This window comes from Nosocomiicoccus massiliensis, from assembly GCF_002871345.2.
Lineage (GTDB): Bacteria > Bacillota > Bacilli > Staphylococcales > Salinicoccaceae > Nosocomiicoccus > Nosocomiicoccus ampullae_A.
Window position 1 is genome coordinate 1,610,244 of the sequence record NZ_CP136964.1, and the last position, 17,562, is coordinate 1,627,805.

Here is a 17,562-nt window from a genome sequence, read left to right on the forward strand (position 1 = left end):
CATGTAAGGCAATTTTTTAAAAATACATATCAGAATTTATTAAATTTTATGATAATATTGATTTATCTTACAATTGTCTTTACAATTAAAAACAACTTATTTGCACATCCTTTAAAATCATGAAAGGAAGTTTGGTGAACAATATGGATGAAAAATTACTATCAGTAAAGAACTTAACGACATCATTTAAAATTAAAGGGGAATACTACCCGGCTGTTGATAATGTTTCGTTCGATATTAAGAAAAACGAAGTACTCGCTCTCGTAGGTGAGTCAGGTTCAGGGAAAAGTGCGACAGCATTTTCTCTTATGAAATTACATAGACACGCGCGTGTTGAAGGTGAAGTATTCTTTGAAGATAAGGATATTTTGAAAGCAAGCGAGAAAGAAATGAATAACATTCGTGGTGGCGAATTCTCAATGGTTTTCCAAGACCCGATGACAGCGCTCAATCCTTTAATGAGAATAAAGGATCAAATTATAGAAACTTTAACAATTCATAAAACGAAAGAGAAAAACGAAAGAGAAGCTTATGCAATCGAGTTATTAAAACGTGTTGGTATTGCGAGAGCAGAACAAGTCGCTGAAGCATATCCGCATGAATTATCTGGTGGGATGAGACAGCGTGTCGTTATTGCGATTGCAATCGCAAACAAGCCCAAGCTATTAATCGCTGACGAACCGACAACTGCTCTTGACGTTACGATTCAAGCACAAATTTTAGATTTAATTCGTGAACTAAAAGACGACTTAGGTTCAGGTGTACTTCTAATTACTCACGACTTAGGTGTCGTTGCAGAAATGGCAGACAAAGTTGCTGTTATGTATGCAGGTCAAATTGTGGAGATGGCACCTGTTAAAGAATTGTTTAAAAACCCACTTCATCCGTATACGAGAAGTTTACTCAACTCGTTACCATCTGAAGATATGTTAGGGGATAAATTACACGTCATTCAAGGTGTAGTTCCAGCACTTGATAAGATGGATCGTACAGGTTGCCGATTTGCACCACGTATTCCATGGATTGACGAGTCGGCTCACGAAGAGAATCCTCAGTTACGTGAAGTTGAAGACGGACATTTTGTAAGATGTACGTGCTATAAACACTTCTACTTAGATTCTTCAGCTGAATTAACTCAAGAAGTAGAAGAGGAACAGTTTGGAGCGTTGCACCAAGGAGGTAATGAGTAATGGCGGAATACTTATTAGAAATTAACGACCTAAAGGTCTATTACCCAATTAAAGGTGGGTTCTTTAATACGACAAAGGATTACGTCCGTGCAGTTGACGGCGTAACGATTAAAATTCCAAAAGGAAAAACATACGGCTTAGTTGGAGAATCCGGTTCAGGTAAAACGACAACTGGTAAAGCTGTTATGGGACTAAATAAAGTTAGTGGTGGGGACATTTACTTCGAAGGTAAACATTTAAACAGTGGTAAGAAAGTAGACGTCAGTCGTGACGTTCAAATGATCTTCCAAGACCCGTACTCATCATTAAACCCACGTAAACGTGTATTTGATATCGTTGCTGAACCTCTTAAAAACTACGAGAAATTATCGAAAGATGCGCTAATTAAGGAAGTACTTCGACTGCTTTCTCGTGTAGGTTTACCACCAGGTTCAATTTACAAGTACCCACACGAATTCTCGGGTGGTCAGCGTCAGCGTATCGGTGTTGCACGTGCAATCGCGTTAAATCCGAAATTAATTATCGCGGATGAACCTGTATCAGCATTAGACGTATCAGTACAAGCACAAGTACTAAACTTCATGCAGGAAATCCAGCAAGATATGGATTTAACGATGTTATTCATTGCCCATGACTTAGGGGTAGTAAGACATATGTGTGAGTGGATTGGAATTATGTATCAAGGCAGACTTGTAGAAGAAGGTCCAGCAGAAGTGATCTTTAAAAATCCACAACATATTTACACGAAAAAATTAATTGCTGCAATTCCGGATGTAAACGTGGATAATATCGAAGAGAACTTACGTAAACGTAAAGAAGTTCAAGAAGAATATGAGAATCATTTCCAAGATTATTTAGATGAAGATGGTAAGCCTTTCCCTCTCGTTGAAATTTCTGAGAATCATAGAGTCGCTTTACCACCAGAAGGAGGTAAAAATTAAATGATCAAATTTACTATTAGACGATTCTTAATTGCATTACCACAATTATTCTTGCTGAGTTTATTAATTTTCTTCCTCGCAAGTTTAATGCCAGGGGATGCGTTAAGTGGGGTGTTAGACCCGAATATTTCTGCAGAAGCATTAGAGAGACAACGTGAGGCAATGGGGCTAAATAACCCATGGCCTATCCAATATAGAGACTGGGTATTCAACATGCTTCAAGGAGACTTTGGTCGTTCATACTTTAAACAACAACCAGTATTAGATGTTATTGGTGACCGTTTAATGAACACAGTTTGGTTATCATTATTCTCTACGATTTTAATTTATTTACTCGGTATTCCATTAGGAATGTTATCAGGTCGTTATAACGATTCATTATTAGACAACGTTATTACAGGTTACACATACTTAGGTTTCGCAACACCAACATTCATGTTCGCTTTACTTATGGTATTAGTATTCGGATTTAATTTAGGTTGGTTCCCAACTTCAGGTTCAGTGAACCCGAATGTAGAACCATGGACGATAGAATACTTCATTAGTAAAATACACCACTTAATATTACCGTCCCTATCGATCGCGTTAATTGGACTCGTTGGTACGGTTCAGTACTTACGTGGTGGTATTATTGAAACGAAACAAAAAGATTACGTTACACTTGCACGTGCAAAAGGTTTATCTGAAAGTAAAGTGTATAGAAGACATATTTTCAGAAACGCGATTATCCCAATCGCTGCATTCTTTGGTTATGAAATCGCAGGATTACTTGGTGGTTCGATTTTCATCGAGATGATTTACGCGTATCCAGGAATGGGTCGTTTATTCTTAGAATCAATTTCAACGCGTGACTTCAGTGTTGCGAACGTATTAATTTTATTCTATGGATTCTTAACAATTGTTGGTACATTATTATCTGACATTATTTTAAGTATTATCAATCCAAGGATTCGTATTAAATAAGGAGGGTGTCACATGACAAAGGATAATAAAAATTTAAATGATGAAAACCGTGAGTTAAAAGATGTCAATCCAGACAACACAGGTTTTGAGAATGACAAAAATGATGCACACCCGACGAATATAGATACACATAATCAAGCAGGTGTGTACGGAATTGAATCACACGATTCAATCGACGTAGAGAACTTGCCGAGATTGACACCGGGGTGGAAAGTTTTACTTCAAGAAATTTTAGTAGATAAAGTTGCGCTTTTCAGCTTAATTATTATGATTGCAATTACATCATACGTTTTTGGACTAACGATGTTCTTAAAACAATCAGAAATCGTAACAGTAGACTTATTATCACTGAACCAACCGCCAAACGAAGAGTTTAGACTCGGTACGGACTACGGTGGACGTGATATTTTTGGACAATTAATTATCGGTACGAGAAACTCGTTACTAATTGGTTTCCTCGTTACAGCAATATCAGTATCATTCGGTACGGCTTATGGAGTAATCTCTGGTTACTTCGGAGGACAAGTGGACAATATCCTCATGCGTATCGTAGACTTTATGATGGTTTTACCGTTCATCATGATCATCGTTGTGTACGTTACAATTTCACCAAGCTATAATGTCGTGAGTTTCTCACTCATCATGAGTGCGTTCTTATGGACAGGTACAGCGAGATTAATACGTTCACTAGCGATTCAAGAGAAAGAACAAGACTATATTAACGCTTCGAGAACGTTAGGTAGTTCTCACGTTAAAATTATATTTACACAGTTATTACCGAACTTAGTCGGTATTATCATTGTTAACTCAACGCTATCACTCGCTTCGAATATCGGTATTGAGTCGGGACTCTCATTCATTGGATTTGGATTCCCTGAAGATACACCGTCACTCGGAACGCTATTATCTTATGCAACACAAACGCAAACGCTACGCTTAAGACCGTGGATCTGGGCACCAGCGGCGATATTAATCTTAATCTTAATGCTTTGTGTACGTAACGTTGGTGAAGCGTTACGCCGAGCAGGAGATGCGAGACAACGTAATGCATAAATTTACATTTAAGACCAAGCGAATGCTTGGTCTTTTTTGTGTTATTTAATAATTACAAAAAATTTGTAAAAAATATTCGAAAACGATTTCACTTTTTTTCGAAATAGGGTATAATATTGTTATAGATTTAAAACGGTTTCAATTTTTTGAAAAGAAATTCAATTTTGATATTGATTAATCTGAATTTTATGATAATATCAAAATTAGATAACATTTCTATACCGTTATCTTTTATATCTAAAGGGGGAAACAAAGATGAAGAAACACAATTGGTCTCGCGTACTTTTCGGTATGGGATCATCTCTAGCTCTTGTTCTTGCAGCTTGTGGTGGCGGAGGAAGCGATGACGCTGCTGACGGCGATAAGGACAAAAAAGATGACGGCGGCGGTACAAGTAACGCAGAGCCTAGCGAAGAAGGAGTCTATAATTACGAAGACTTCAGCAAAACGGTTTCAAACACAGGTGAACCTTCTGGTTCAGGTACGTTAAAAGTTGGTTACACTTCAGATACTCCATTTGAAGGTACACTAAACTGGGCGTTCTACCAAGGTGCGCCAGATGCTACTATGATTGGATACTTCGATGAAGGTGTATTCAGAATGGATGCTGACTTCCAGTACACTCAAGACGGATTAATCGGATTTGAGTTAAACGAAGAAGACAACACAGTAACGTTCAAATTACAAGCAGATGCTAAATGGCACGATGGTACACCAGTTACTATCCAAGACTATGTTGCATCATACGAAGTAATCGGTCACCCTGACTACGACGGTGTTCGCGGATCAAGCGATGGATTTACATTAATTGAAGGATACGAAGAGTATCAAGCTGGTGAAGCTGATGAAATCTCTGGTATCGAAGTTGTAGACGATAAAACAGCTGTATTTACATACAAAGAACTTGCACCATCATTAACGGCTGGTGGTTTCTGGGCATACTTATTCCCTGAAAAGTACTACGAAGGTGTAGAAGTTAAAGATATGGCAGCAGCAGATCAAACACGTCAAAACCCAATTGGTATTGGACCATATAAAATTAAATCAATCACTTCAGGTGAAGCGATTATCCTTGAGAAAAACGAAGATTACTGGCAAGGTGAACCAGGAATGGACGGAATCGAAATCAAAGTTATTCCTTCATCTTCTGTAGCTGATGCGGTTCAAAAAGGTGATATCGACGTAGCGTTATCATTCCCAACTGACCAATATCCAGACGTTGCTGAAATGGATAATGTTGAATGGTTAGGTCAAATTGACGGAGCATACACTTACATTGGTTTCAAACTTGGTGAGTGGGATGCAGACAAAAACGAAGTTAACTACAAGCCAGACGAAATGAAAATGGGTGACAAAGAATTACGTCGCGCAATGTGGCACGCAGTTGACAACGATGCTGTCGGTAATAAGTTCTATAAAGGTCTACGTTGGGGAGCGAACTCATTAATCACTCCTTACCACAAAGACTGGTATAAAGAAGACTTAGAAACTCCTAAATACGATCCAGAAAAAGCAAAACAAATCTTAGCTGACGCTGGATATGAAGACACAGACGGAGACGGATTCGTTGAAACACCAGACGGTGAAAAACTACAAATCAACTTCGCTTCTATGTCAGGTGGAGACATTGCTGAACCATTAGCAAACTACTACATCCAATCTTGGAAAGAAATTGGACTTAACGTAGAAAAAACTAACGGTCGTTTAATCGAATTCAACACATTCTACGACATGCTTAAAAACGATGACAAAGACATTGACATCTACCAAGGTGCATGGGGTGTAGGTTCTGACGTTGACCCTTCAGGATTATACGGAAGAAAAGCTGCATTCAACTACCCACGTTACGCTTCTGAGAAAAACGATGAATTACTTAAAAAAGGTAACTCACAAGAAGCACTTGATATTGAATACAGAAAAGAAGTATACAATGAGTGGCAAGAGTTAATGGCTGAAGAAATTCCAGTATTCCCAACTCTTTACCGTGCGTACGTAGTACCAGTTAACAAACGTGTTAAAAACTGGACTGAAGAGTACGAATACAACCCTGACTTCCAATTATACAAAGTCGGTGTAGATGAAGAGTAATTCGCTACTCACTAAAGCTTAAGTACATGAGTACTTAAGCTTTTTTTGTTTGATTAAAACAAAAAAATGTGCTAAATTAGTACCTAGTAATAAAAAGGTGAGGTGTGGCGAGATGACGAATGTAGGGATCATCGGTATGGGAAGTTATTTACCAGAAAAAGTAATGACCAATCACGACTTTGAAAAGATATTAGATACGTCAGATGAATGGATTACTGAAATGACGGGTATAAAAGAAAGACGCTTTGCTGAAGATAATATTGATACGAGTGACATGGCAGTAATAGCAGCTAAAAGAGCGATGGAGAACTCTGGAGTAACAAAAGATGACATCGATATGATTATCGTTGCTACTTCAACACCAGACCATCACTTTCCCACAGTCGCGAATATCGTTCAAAGTAAACTTGAGTTAAATCATGTACCATCATTTGACCAAGCAGCGGCTTGTACAGGATTTATATATGGGTTAGCGACTGCTTATAATTACATAAAAGCAGGGACTTATAAAAAGGTGCTTGTCATCGGTGCAGATAAGTTATCAAAAAAGATCGATTTTGACGATCAATCTACGGCGATACTTTTTGGAGATGGTGCGAGTGCAGCTATCGTTGGTGAAGTCAGCGAGGGATACGGTATCAAATCGTTTGAACTTGGTAGTAACGGTGACGGTGGTAAGTGGCTATATGACGATAAAGATACGAAATACATTAAAATGAACGGAAGAGAAGTATTTAAGTTCGCAGTAAGAATTATGGGAGAACTCAGCGTATCTGTTACAGAAAAAGCGGATATGACAAGTGAGGATATCGATATGCTCATCCCGCACCAAGCGAATATTCGTATTATGGAATCGGCTAGAAAGAGAATGAACTTACCGAGAGAAAAAATGAGTGAAACGATTCAATTATATGGAAACACGTCTGCGGCTTCAATTCCAATTAGCATTGAACATGAAGTCAAACATAATAAAATAAAAGATGGAGATAATATCGTCTTAGTTGGGTTCGGCGGCGGCTTAACATGGGGCGCTGTCTGTATGACTTGGGGAAAATAATAGGAGGAATATAAATGAACGAAAGAAGAGTTGTAATTACAGGTATGGGAGCATTAACACCAATTGGAAATACTGTCGATGAGATGTGGGAAAACGCATTAAACGGTGTAAACGGAATTGGTGAAATTACGAGAATTGATACGAGTGATTATGATGTACACGTTGCTGGTGAGCTAAAAGACTTTGACGGTGAAGAATATTTTGGCCGTAAAGAGGCACGTCGTATGGACCGTTTTACGCAATATGCTGTTGCTGCTTCAGATGAAGCGGTTAAAGATTCTGGATTAAATATCGACGAAATTTCAGAACGTACAGGAGTATGGATTGGGTCAGGTATCGGTGGTATTCAAGCATTAGAGGACGGGTTAAGAGTATTATTTGATCGTGGACCAAAACGAGTGAGCCCATTATTTGTACCAATGATGATTCCAGATATGGCAGCTGGTCAAGTATCGATTCGCCATAACGCAAAAGGACCTAATGGTGCAACTGTAACTGCATGTGCAACAGGTACGAACTCGATTGGGGACGCGTTTAGAATCGTTGCAAGAGGCGATGCTGACGTCATGATTTCAGGTGGAACAGAATCGCCAATTACACATATGGGTGTTGCTGGATTCCAAGCGAACCGTGCGTTAAGTAAGTCGAACGATCCGAACTATGCTTCTGTTCCATTTTCAGAGGACCGTTCAGGTTTTGTAATGGGTGAAGGTGCAGGGATCGTTATTTTAGAAGAGTTAGAGCATGCGAAAGCACGCGGAGCAAAAATTTATGCTGAAGTCGTCGGTTACGGCTCAACAGGAGATGCGCATCATATTACAGCACCAGCACCTGAAGGTGAAGGTGGTGCACGTGCGATTCAAGCGGCGTTAAACGATGCTGGTATTCAACCAGAACAAGTTCAATATATTAACGCACACGGTACATCAACACCATACAACGATGAGTTTGAAACACTTGCGATTAAAACAGTGTTTGGCGATCATGCATACAATTTAAAAATCAACTCAACAAAATCAATGACTGGTCACTTACTCGGTGCAACTGGTGCTATGGAAGCGATTATTACTGCGAAAAGTATTCAAGAAGGCAAAATCCATCCGACGATTAACTTAACAAATCAAGATCCTAAACTTGATTTAGACTATGTTAAAGATGGACAAGAAGAATTAGACATCGAATATGCGGTTACAAATAGTCTAGGATTCGGTGGTCATAACGCGACACTCGTGTTAAAAAAATACACAGAATAATATATAGGCAAAATTTTAATACATGCGATATCTAAATTGATATCGCGTGTATTTTTTTATACTAAATAAACATGTATTAAAACAATAAAAAAGAATTATTTATATAAAAACGCTTTAAATACTATGTAAAACGCTTTTATGATTTTGTATACTAAACTTATATTGTAAAAGGAGGCGCTATTAGTGCTATTATTAGGAGCTACACGTGTACGTGATGCTGTCACTTTAGATTGGCAAACGTACGTTATGATTGTACTTTACTTCTTAATATTATTATTCATTGGTTGGTACAGTTACAAAAGATCTACTGGAGACTTAAACGAGTATATGCTAGGTGGTCGTAACATTGGACCATATGTAACCGCACTATCCGCAGGAGCAGCAGATATGAGTGGTTGGATGATCATGGGGCTACCGGGTGAGGTATACTCAGTTGGTCTTTCAGCAGCATGGCTTGCGATTGGTTTAACAGTGGGTGCTTATGTGAACTACTTCGTCGTTGCACCGAGATTACGTGTGTATACTGAAATCGCAAATGATTCGATTACGATTCCTGAATTTTTAAATAACCGTTTAAGTGATAACACAAACTTAATTAAGATTATTTCAGGTCTGATTATCGTTGTATTCTTTACATTATATGTAAACTCAGGACTCGTTGCAGGTGGACGTTTATTTGAAAGTGCATTTGGTACGTCATACCACTTCGGTTTAATCTTAATTGGTGTAATCATCATCGTTTACACATTCTTTGGTGGATATCTAGCAGTATCACTCACAGACTTCTTTCAAGGTGTTATTATGTTAATTGCGATGGTAATGGTACCGATTGTGGCGATGCTTCAATTATCAGGCTTTGATACTTTAAGCCAAGCAGCAGAAATTAAACCGACAAACTTAGATTGGTTTAAAGGTACGACAGTTATCGGTATTATTTCATTTATTGCATGGGGTCTAGGTTACTTCGGACAACCACATATCATCGTTCGATTTATGTCTGTTCAAAACGTTAAAAAATTAAGAACCGCACGTCGCTTTGGTATTGGTTGGATGGCAATCAGCCTACTCGGTGCGGTACTCGTTGGTTTAACAGGAATTACGTTCGTAAATAGTAATGGATTAGTACTCGAAGACCCAGAAACAATCTTCATTTTAATGGGGCAATTATTATTCCACCCATTAATTGGTGGGTTCTTACTCGCAGCAATTTTAGCAGCGATTATGAGTACGATTGCGTCACAATTAATTGTAACGTCTAGTGCGTTAACAGAAGACTTCTATAAGTTAATTCGTGGTAAAGAAAATGCTGAAAATCGTCAAAAAGAATTTGTTATGGTAGGGCGTGTTTCAGTACTACTCGTTGCAGCAGTAGCGATGGTTATTGCATGGAGTCCGAATGCTACAATCCTAGACTTAGTAGGTAACGCATGGGCAGGATTCGGTGCAGCATTTGGTCCAATCGTAATCCTCTCACTTTACTGGAAAGGTTTAACAAGAACAGGTGCATTATCAGGTATGATCGCAGCATCAGTGACGGTTATTCTTTGGATTACAGTTATTTCACCAATGGGTGAGACGGGTTCAGATTTCTGGAACTTATATGAAATTTTACCAGGTTTCATCGTTAACTTAATCGTAACTGTTGTTGTAAGTCTATTTACAGCAAAACCAGCTCAAGATGTTGAAAAAGAACTTAATACAGTAAAATCAATTATCAAACATGAATTAGAATAAAATAAAACGGGGAAATATTCCCCGTTTTATTTTTGTGCTTATTTTCTTTTTCGTCCGAGTCCGACGGCATTTTCCATTTTAGTTAACGTTTTTATTGTCTTCTTAAATGCACGATCACGGCCTTCATCTAAAATTTCGTCGAGTTCTTCAGAGATTAAGTAATGATTTACTTTTTCTTGGAAATCAGTTAAGAATACTTTAACGATTTCACCTAAGTCCTTTTTAAAATCACCGTATGTCTTACCTTCGTACTTCGCTTCGATTTCTTCAATCGTATAATCTGTAAAACTCGAATAAATGACGAGTAGGTTAGAAATTCCTGGTTTATTTTCTTTATCATATTTTACAACCATGTCAGAATCCGTCACTGCGCTACGGATTTTTTTTGCAGCGGCATTTGGATCGTCCATTAGAGAAATAAACGCTTTTTGATTTGCATCACTTTTGCTCATCTTGCTCGTTGGATCTTGTAAGCTCATAATACGCCCACCAAATTTTGGAAGTCGTGTTTCAGGAATCGTAAAGATTTCTTTATAACGGAAGTTGAAACGCTCAGCGAGTGTGCGCGTTAACTCTAAGTGTTGCGCTTGGTCATCACCAACTGGTACTACGTCTGCATTGTATAGTAAAATATCTGATACCATTAATGTTGGATAAGTAAATAATCCGACTGGAATACCTTCTTTTTGAGATTGTTTACGTGCTTTATCTTTAAATTGTGTCATACGTTCTAATTCACCCATATACGATAACGTTTGGAAAATCCACGTCGCTTGTGTATGAGTTGGAACTTCAGATTGTATAAAAAGCACGGCCTTGTTAGGATCTAATCCAGCTGCAAGATAAATTGCAGCGAGTAGTTTAGTATTTTTACGTAATTCTAATCGATCTTGTGGTACAGTAATCGCGTGTTGGTCGACGATACAAAAATATGACTCATACTCTTCTTGCATTTCGACGAACTGGGTAATCGCTCCGATATAGTTACCAATTGTTGGTATACCACTTGGTTGAATACCAGAAAATAATGTTTTCATATGGTTTGCCTCCGAAAAATGTATTATCTTTATTTTAATACTGTTTATAGTTTCTATCAAATGTCGATTTTTCTAGCATAATTTAACATTTTTTTCAAACTTTTTAAGAAATTTTCATGTTATTTTAATGTTCAGGGTTTATAATATAATCATCAGGGGAATAAGATGTTTAATTAATTAAAAAATGTCTGTTTTTACTATAATAGAAAATATTGGAGTGTGAAAATTATGGTTACATTATTTACATCACCGAGTTGTACGTCTTGTCGCAAAGCTAAAGCATGGTTAGAAGACAATAACATTCCATACACTGAAAGAAATATTTTTTCAGAAGCATTAACGCTTGATGAAGTTAAAGAAATTTTAAGAATGACTGAAGACGGAACAGATGAAATCATCTCAACACGTTCTAAGACATTCCAAAAATTAAATGTAGATATCGACAGTTTACCAATGAATGAACTGTATACTTTAATTATGGATAATCCTGGTATGTTAAGACGTCCAATCATTATCGACCATAAACGACTACAAGTCGGTTATAATGAAGATGAAATTAGACGCTTCTTACCAAGAAAAGTTCGTACATTACATTTAGAAGAAGCAAAACGTATGGCTGAATAATTATATAAACTAATAGCTTGTAACTGAAAAGTTACAAGCTTTTTTATTTGAGTTTTTAAATTGGCATTTTTGTTGCAAAACTCGTATAATGAACGTTACTATTAAAAGTGAGGGGTGAGTGCATGAGATTTGAAAGAATTGACGATGAGACGTTGAAATTCTATATTTCTTATAATGATATTGAAAATCGAGGTTTTAGTCGAGAAGAGTTATGGATGGATCGTAAACGTGGTGAAGAATTTTTCTGGAAACTCATGAACGAAGTTAGTGACGAACATACAAAAGAATTCATGAGTGATGGCCCGTTATGGATTCAAGTTCATGCATTTGACCGAGGAATCGAAGTAATCGTGTCAAAATCCCAGTCAGAAAACAAAAATGGATTTGGACTTTCAAGTAAACATGATGATCTGGAGTTACAACAATTACTCGATGAAACGTTCAACGACGATGATGATATAGATAATAAAAAAGATAAAGATGATTTAATTGAAGACTTTTTAGAAACGCAAGAATCAATGGATGTAGAAGAATTCGAGAAATTAAAAGAAATGTTACAAGAAGAAATGGAGCGTGATTATACGCGACCGTTTATCGTTAAATTTGATGATATCGATACATTAATTGATTATAGCTATCGTCAAGAAGAAGATGAAACGCTATATGACGATTTACTTTTATCATATAATAATTCGTTCTATTATTTAGTGTACTTCACAAATGAGGGCCATCCGTATGCAGAGAAAATGAAACTCAATTTACTTGAGTATGGTGAACGCTCAGATAGAAACGAAGCAGTTTTAATCGAATACGGAAAGACAATTATGGCATACAACGTAAGACGTCAATTAAGAAAACAATTCGAAATTAAAAAATAAAAAAAGACAAAGCCCCTTTTTCTAGCATATATAGAAAAAGGGGTGTTTTTATGTTAATCGCAATTGATAAATTCGGAAATGAAATCGATGCAAAAGACGCCAAACGAAATGAAAAATATTACTGTCCGGTATGTAATAGCGAAGTAAACGTGGTGATATTAAAAAAGAGCACTTTTCACACATCAGCATTCATATGTGTGAGCGCCATTTATATAACCGTGAATCTGAACTTCATCTAAAATTAAAACACGACTTATACTTTAAATTTGGACAAATTTTTAACGTGAAAATGGAATACTATTTAGAACGTATCCAACAAATACCAGATTTACTTATCGATGATAATCACGCAGTTGAAATTCAACTATCAAAAGTTTCTCCGACGATTATATTAAATCGAACAAAAGGATATAAAAAAGAAGGAATTGACGTCACGTGGTTATTAAAAGAAGAGGACTTAATTCTAAGAGGGAATCTTCTGTACTTAACACAGTTTCACTATGCAGTGATGAAAGATTTCGTATTATATACAGTTAACGATCAACTCACTGTAAAACGCTATGTATTACTTAAAAATATTGAACAAAACAAGTGGCTCTTTAAAATCGAAACGATTAGATACGCAGAAATATTTAATCATTATTGTCCTTTATTTTCGATTGAAACGAGAAGTAATGATGATCTATTATCTGAAATTCAAAAAGAAAGAAATAAACGTAGTTATTTAAACCCGACGATTTCACTTTTATATCATTTATCCCTTAATACAAATCATTTACCAAAATTTCTATACTACATGACACCATCCGAGAGATTTATTAATAATAATCCACTTGAATGGAAGCTCTTTTTGTACCATGCTGCAATTAATAAAAATTATGACTTTAATCAATTTGTAAAATCTCTAAGTATACGAAAAGTGAATGGGATGAGTGAATATGATATCGCGAATCGATTATTAAAAGAATTTAAAGAAATATTTCGAATTGCGAACAAAATTAGTTGCATCAAAGTCTAAATATTGAGAAAATGTAAGTGATTACAAATTTGGAGGTACATTATGGGAGAATTATTAAAACGTGAAGATCAACGCGTAGAAGATACGTGGGATTTAACATCAATTTTTGAATCAGATGAAAAATGGGAGGAAGCATATAAAGAAGTAGAGGATCGTCTTTCTGAAGCGGATACGTTCAGAGAAAAAGGCATTCAAAGTTCTGACGACTTACTAGAAGTGCTTGAAGCTGAAAGAGATTTAGGCGTTACTTTATCACAAGTATATGTGTATTCACATTTAAAACATGACCAGGATACATCTAACAGTAAATACCAAAGCATGGAATCTCGTGCAATGTCTTTATATACAAAATTTGCTTCAGCATGGAGCTTCTTAACTCCAGCACTTATGCAAATCGATGAAGAGACGTTAAACAGCTATGCTGAAGAAGATAAATTAAAAGAATTTAAGTTCGACCTAGAAAAGATTAACAAACAACGTGCACACGTATTAAGCGATAAAGAAGAAAAGTTACTCGCTCAAGCAGGTCTCGTATTAAACAACCCAGGATTGACATATGCGATTTTTAATAACGCAGATTTATCGTTTGATAATGCAGTAGACTCTGACGGAAATTCACACGTATTAACTCAAGGGACGTATATTGATTTACTTAAATCAAGCGATAGAACGCTTAGAAAATCAGCATATGAAACTCTATACAAGAAGTATGGAGAATATGAAAATACGTTAGCTCAAACACTTTCTGGTGAAGTCGATAGTCATGTGTTCACTGCTGAAGCACGTGGCTACAAGTCAAGCCGTGATCAAGCGTTATCAAACAACCACATTCCTGAAGAAGTATATGACCAACTTGTTGACGTAGTTAATGATAACCTTCATTTACTACACAGATATACTGAGTTACGTAAAGAGATGTTAGGTTTAGATGAGTTAACGATGTATGATATTTATACACCGCTCGTCGACGAAGACTTTAAAGTCACATACGAAGAAGCAAAAAATCACGTCATCGAAGGAATGGCACCACTCGGTGAAGAGTATCAAGACATTTTAAGAGAAGGATTTAACAACCGCTGGGTAGATATTTACGAAAACAAAGGTAAACGTTCTGGTGCGTATTCTTCTGGAACATATGGTACAAATCCATATATTTTAATGAACTGGCAAGATAACGTTGATAACATGTTTACGTTAGCACATGAGTTTGGGCATTCAGTACACAGCTACTACAGCCGTAAAAACCAAACAGCGAACCAATCAGGGTATTCAATTTTCGTCGCAGAAGTGGCTTCTACATTTAACGAGGCATTACTTGCAGATTATCTATATAAAAATTTAGATGACGATAAAAAGAAATTATATCTATTAAATGAGCAACTTGAAGGATTCAGAGGAACGGTATTCCGTCAAACGATGTTTGCTGAATTCGAACATAAGATTCATACGTTAAAAGAAAGCGGCGAGCCGTTAACAGCGGACAAATTAAACGAAGTGTATGGTGATTTAAACAAGAAATACTACGGTGACGCAGTATCATATGACGATTTAATAAGTAAAGAGTGGGCAAGAATTCCACACTTCTATATGAATTACTACGTCTATCAATATGCAACAGGTTATTCAGCAGCTGCGACGTTATCTGAAATCGTATTAAACGGTACAAAAGAAGATAGCGATCGCTACATTAACGAATTCCTGAAAAAAGGTTCATCAAACTATCCAATTGAAATCTTAAAAAATGCGGGTGTCGATATGACAACGCGTGAACCAATTGAAAAAGCGATGAAATTCTTTGAAGAGAAGTTAGATCAATTCGAACAACTCATTAAAAATAAATAATGATATAAACTAAATATGAGAGTCACTCGTGACTCTCATATTTTTATATATAAAAAAAGCAACCATTTATACATGGTTGCCGACTGCTTCAAAATAGATTTCATCTCCGTGTGTGACAGAGCTGATATACTGTGACAATTGTAGTTGTTTTAATTCTTTTAGTAATACAGAATCTTGCCAATCATAGATTATCTTTAACTCATCGATGCTGACGAGTTCGTTCTTTTTAATATATTCATAAATATGAGGCAATGCTTTCTTTTGTATATCGATTTCTAGTAATTCATGGATGACGTATGCGTAAATGAAATATTCGTTAACACCTTCAATTTTAAGACCTTCGGACTCAATGTCACCGCTAAAAAATACAAATGTTGGTAGTAGATTGATATCCAGTTCACGATATAATGCAAGATCACGATTTAATAACGTGTGTAAGTTTTCAGATTCCATCTCATCCATAAATGAATGAATATCAAGGTTTGCGAGCGTTGCGCTATCGATAATATGTTCTTTTGTGCACACAGAATTCGTCGGTGAAATTCTGTTAAATAAATAACGCATAAACTTACGTGCTCTATTTCTTCCTTGCACTTCTGCTGCTTTGTACGCAAGAGCGATATTGTCAATCTTTGAAGTCGACTGTGCCTGACATTTTGTCAGTACTCTTAATGAGGGAGCAAGTATTTTATTGATACGAACATAATCACCATACTCGAGTAGTAGCTTGTTTACGATTGCTTCCATTTTTAAAGCATCTTTATGGAACGGATCAAAGAAATAATATATTTCAATTTGATGTTCTACTGGTTCGAGGAATAGTGAAATTACATTTGAATGTTTCAAAATCTGTCACCTCTAAATAATAATGAATCAGCGACTGTTAACCATCGCGTTTGCTGTAATTTCATAACGTCTTAATACTTGAATTTTAACATCATCTGGAATGTTTAAGTCATTCATTGCCTTAGACATATTGTCGAGCCAAGCATCTCTTTCCTTTGTTGTGATAGGAAACGGCATATGTCTCATTTTTAACATAGGATGACCAAATGTTTCATTATACTTATTTGGACCACCGAGAAATTGGATTTGAAAGAGTTTTTGTTTGTAGCGCGTTTCAGTTAAATCATCTGGAAATAAAAAACGCATGCGTGGGTCTTTATCAACATAATCATAAAAACGATCGACTAACGCTTCGATTGTCTCTTCACCAAGTTGCTTATATACTGTAACCATCTATTTCTCCTTAATTCGACTCTAATGCATTATAAAAACGTTCAACTTTAACAGGCGTATCTTTTTTAGTAATGTTAAACGTATGTAATAGCTCATTGAAGATTGTCTCTTTCGACACGTCATCTACTTCAAATTCGATTTCGTAATCTTCATGACCTAAATATGTACTGTAATCTAAAACGAGTGTTCCACCATTATAATCTATTTCTTTACGAAGTGTCGTTAATTTGCCTACGACACGTAATGTTCGGTTAATTAAATGACTACGTATAATTAAAAACATCGGACGACTGAGCATATCTTTATTTACAATATCTCCGATATGTATATCTTCATAAAGAGGGTTGTGAAACTCTTCAGTCACGTGTTCATCCATCGGAACTTTTAGCGTCAACATATTCATATCTTCACGCTTTCGAATACGTAGCATTAAGTGATTACTTCTTAAATCGAAACGGTCCGTATCGACGTAGTAATTCGTCTGAGAGACAGCTTCAACATCTTTAAATAACGCATGTTCTATATTTTCAAATTCATCTTTAGTTAATAAGTTTTTAAATTCAATTTCAGTCTCTTGCATAATGACCTCCTATTCATTATTATTGCGATTTCATAAGATTAAGTAAAGCATTACACATTAAGTAC

The 17,562-nt window shown here is 36.3% G+C and carries 16 protein-coding genes; 12 read left to right on the forward strand and 4 right to left on the reverse strand.

Going from position 1 to position 17,562, the window contains the following annotated elements; all coding sequences use genetic code 11:
• Positions 1-143: 143 nt before the first annotated feature.
• The 8 genes from CJ229_RS08435 to putP all read left to right on the forward strand — a co-directional run bounded on the left by CJ229_RS08435 (position 144) and on the right by putP (position 10,279).
• Positions 144-1,190 (forward strand): ABC transporter ATP-binding protein, encoded by a 1,047-nt coding sequence (locus tag CJ229_RS08435; RefSeq protein ID WP_102167199.1) that lies wholly within the window; start codon positions 144-146, stop codon positions 1,188-1,190.
• Positions 1,190-2,131 (forward strand): ATP-binding cassette domain-containing protein, encoded by a 942-nt coding sequence (locus CJ229_RS08440; protein WP_102167200.1) that lies wholly within the window; start codon positions 1,190-1,192, stop codon positions 2,129-2,131. Before CJ229_RS08435 ends, CJ229_RS08440 begins: the two co-directional genes overlap by 1 nt.
• Positions 2,132-3,094: an oligopeptide ABC transporter permease gene (gene opp4B, locus CJ229_RS08445; protein ID WP_317846570.1), complete on the forward strand. Its 963-nt coding sequence runs from the start codon at positions 2,132-2,134 to the stop codon at positions 3,092-3,094.
• 12 nt (positions 3,095-3,106) lie between these two features.
• Positions 3,107-4,147, forward strand: a complete 1,041-nt coding sequence (locus CJ229_RS08450; protein WP_317846571.1) for an ABC transporter permease — start codon at positions 3,107-3,109, stop codon at positions 4,145-4,147.
• A 255-nt stretch (positions 4,148-4,402) separates the two neighbouring features.
• Positions 4,403-6,235 carry an oligopeptide ABC transporter substrate-binding protein gene (locus CJ229_RS08455; protein ID WP_102167203.1) on the forward strand — a complete coding sequence of 611 codons (1,833 nt, stop codon included), beginning with the start codon at positions 4,403-4,405 and terminating at the stop codon, positions 6,233-6,235.
• A 112-nt stretch (positions 6,236-6,347) separates the two neighbouring features.
• Positions 6,348-7,292, forward strand: coding sequence for a beta-ketoacyl-ACP synthase III (locus CJ229_RS08460; protein ID WP_317846572.1), 945 nt, complete (start codon positions 6,348-6,350; stop codon positions 7,290-7,292).
• A gap of 14 nt (positions 7,293-7,306) precedes the next feature.
• On the forward strand, positions 7,307-8,545 hold the full coding sequence (gene fabF / locus CJ229_RS08465; RefSeq protein ID WP_068127837.1) for a beta-ketoacyl-ACP synthase II: 1,239 nt from the start codon (positions 7,307-7,309) through the stop codon (positions 8,543-8,545).
• A 183-nt stretch (positions 8,546-8,728) separates the two neighbouring features.
• On the forward strand, positions 8,729-10,279 hold the full coding sequence (putP, locus tag CJ229_RS08470; RefSeq protein ID WP_068127841.1) for a sodium/proline symporter PutP: 1,551 nt from the start codon (positions 8,729-8,731) through the stop codon (positions 10,277-10,279).
• Between the two features lie 38 nt (positions 10,280-10,317).
• On the opposite strand, the gene trpS is transcribed toward putP, so the two are convergent.
• Positions 10,318-11,316, reverse strand: a complete 999-nt coding sequence (gene trpS / locus CJ229_RS08475; RefSeq protein ID WP_102167205.1) for a tryptophan--tRNA ligase — start codon at positions 11,314-11,316, stop codon at positions 10,318-10,320.
• A gap of 228 nt (positions 11,317-11,544) precedes the next feature.
• Here trpS and spxA point away from each other — a divergent pair, with 228 nt between their 5' ends.
• From spxA to pepF, 4 genes are all read left to right on the forward strand, one after another.
• Positions 11,545-11,940, forward strand: coding sequence for a transcriptional regulator SpxA (gene spxA / locus CJ229_RS08480; protein WP_068127847.1), 396 nt, complete (start codon positions 11,545-11,547; stop codon positions 11,938-11,940).
• Positions 11,941-12,062: 122 nt separating this feature from the next.
• A complete protein-coding gene (locus CJ229_RS08485; RefSeq protein WP_102167206.1) occupies positions 12,063-12,818 on the forward strand; it encodes an adaptor protein MecA in 756 nt (251 codons plus the stop codon).
• Between the two features lie 157 nt (positions 12,819-12,975).
• Positions 12,976-13,836: a competence protein CoiA family protein gene (locus CJ229_RS08490; RefSeq protein ID WP_102167207.1), complete on the forward strand. Its 861-nt coding sequence runs from the start codon at positions 12,976-12,978 to the stop codon at positions 13,834-13,836.
• A gap of 42 nt (positions 13,837-13,878) precedes the next feature.
• Complete coding sequence (gene pepF, locus CJ229_RS08495; RefSeq protein ID WP_317846573.1) at positions 13,879-15,678, forward strand: oligoendopeptidase F; 1,800 nt, start codon at positions 13,879-13,881, stop codon at positions 15,676-15,678.
• Positions 15,679-15,744: 66 nt separating this feature from the next.
• Here pepF and CJ229_RS08500 read toward each other — a convergent pair whose 3' ends face one another.
• Genes CJ229_RS08500 through CJ229_RS08510 form a run of 3 tightly spaced genes read right to left on the reverse strand, consistent with a single transcriptional unit; the run spans position 15,745 to position 17,497 of the window.
• The gene (locus CJ229_RS08500) at positions 15,745-16,524 is read right to left on the reverse strand and encodes a DsbA family protein (protein ID WP_083302074.1); all 780 of its coding nucleotides are present in this window, start codon (positions 16,522-16,524) and stop codon (positions 15,745-15,747) included.
• A gap of 27 nt (positions 16,525-16,551) precedes the next feature.
• Entirely contained in the window at positions 16,552-16,917 is a 366-nt protein-coding gene (locus CJ229_RS08505) for a globin domain-containing protein (protein WP_102167208.1), read from the reverse strand.
• A gap of 10 nt (positions 16,918-16,927) precedes the next feature.
• Complete coding sequence (locus CJ229_RS08510; protein WP_102167209.1) at positions 16,928-17,497, reverse strand: CYTH domain-containing protein; 570 nt, start codon at positions 17,495-17,497, stop codon at positions 16,928-16,930.
• Between the last annotated feature and the right edge of the window lie 65 nt (positions 17,498-17,562).

What these genes read in the sequence shown, in the direction of transcription:
- CJ229_RS08450 (WP_317846571.1), top strand. Translation starts at nt 3,107, where the DNA reads ATGACAAAGGATAATAAAAATTTAAATGATGAAAACCGTGAGTTAAAA.
- CJ229_RS08510 (WP_102167209.1), bottom strand. Translation starts at nt 17,497, where the DNA reads ATGCAAGAGACTGAAATTGAATTTAAAAACTTATTAACTAAAGATGAA.
- CJ229_RS08505 (WP_102167208.1), bottom strand. Translation starts at nt 16,917, where the DNA reads ATGGTTACAGTATATAAGCAACTTGGTGAAGAGACAATCGAAGCGTTA.
- CJ229_RS08440 (WP_102167200.1), top strand. Translation starts at nt 1,190, where the DNA reads ATGGCGGAATACTTATTAGAAATTAACGACCTAAAGGTCTATTACCCA.
- trpS (WP_102167205.1), bottom strand. Translation starts at nt 11,316, where the DNA reads ATGAAAACATTATTTTCTGGTATTCAACCAAGTGGTATACCAACAATT.
- pepF (WP_317846573.1), top strand. Translation starts at nt 13,879, where the DNA reads ATGGGAGAATTATTAAAACGTGAAGATCAACGCGTAGAAGATACGTGG.
- opp4B (WP_317846570.1), top strand. Translation starts at nt 2,132, where the DNA reads ATGATCAAATTTACTATTAGACGATTCTTAATTGCATTACCACAATTA.
- spxA (WP_068127847.1), top strand. Translation starts at nt 11,545, where the DNA reads ATGGTTACATTATTTACATCACCGAGTTGTACGTCTTGTCGCAAAGCT.
- fabF (WP_068127837.1), top strand. Translation starts at nt 7,307, where the DNA reads ATGAACGAAAGAAGAGTTGTAATTACAGGTATGGGAGCATTAACACCA.
- CJ229_RS08435 (WP_102167199.1), top strand. Translation starts at nt 144, where the DNA reads ATGGATGAAAAATTACTATCAGTAAAGAACTTAACGACATCATTTAAA.
- CJ229_RS08460 (WP_317846572.1), top strand. Translation starts at nt 6,348, where the DNA reads ATGACGAATGTAGGGATCATCGGTATGGGAAGTTATTTACCAGAAAAA.
- CJ229_RS08485 (WP_102167206.1), top strand. Translation starts at nt 12,063, where the DNA reads ATGAGATTTGAAAGAATTGACGATGAGACGTTGAAATTCTATATTTCT.
- CJ229_RS08455 (WP_102167203.1), top strand. Translation starts at nt 4,403, where the DNA reads ATGAAGAAACACAATTGGTCTCGCGTACTTTTCGGTATGGGATCATCT.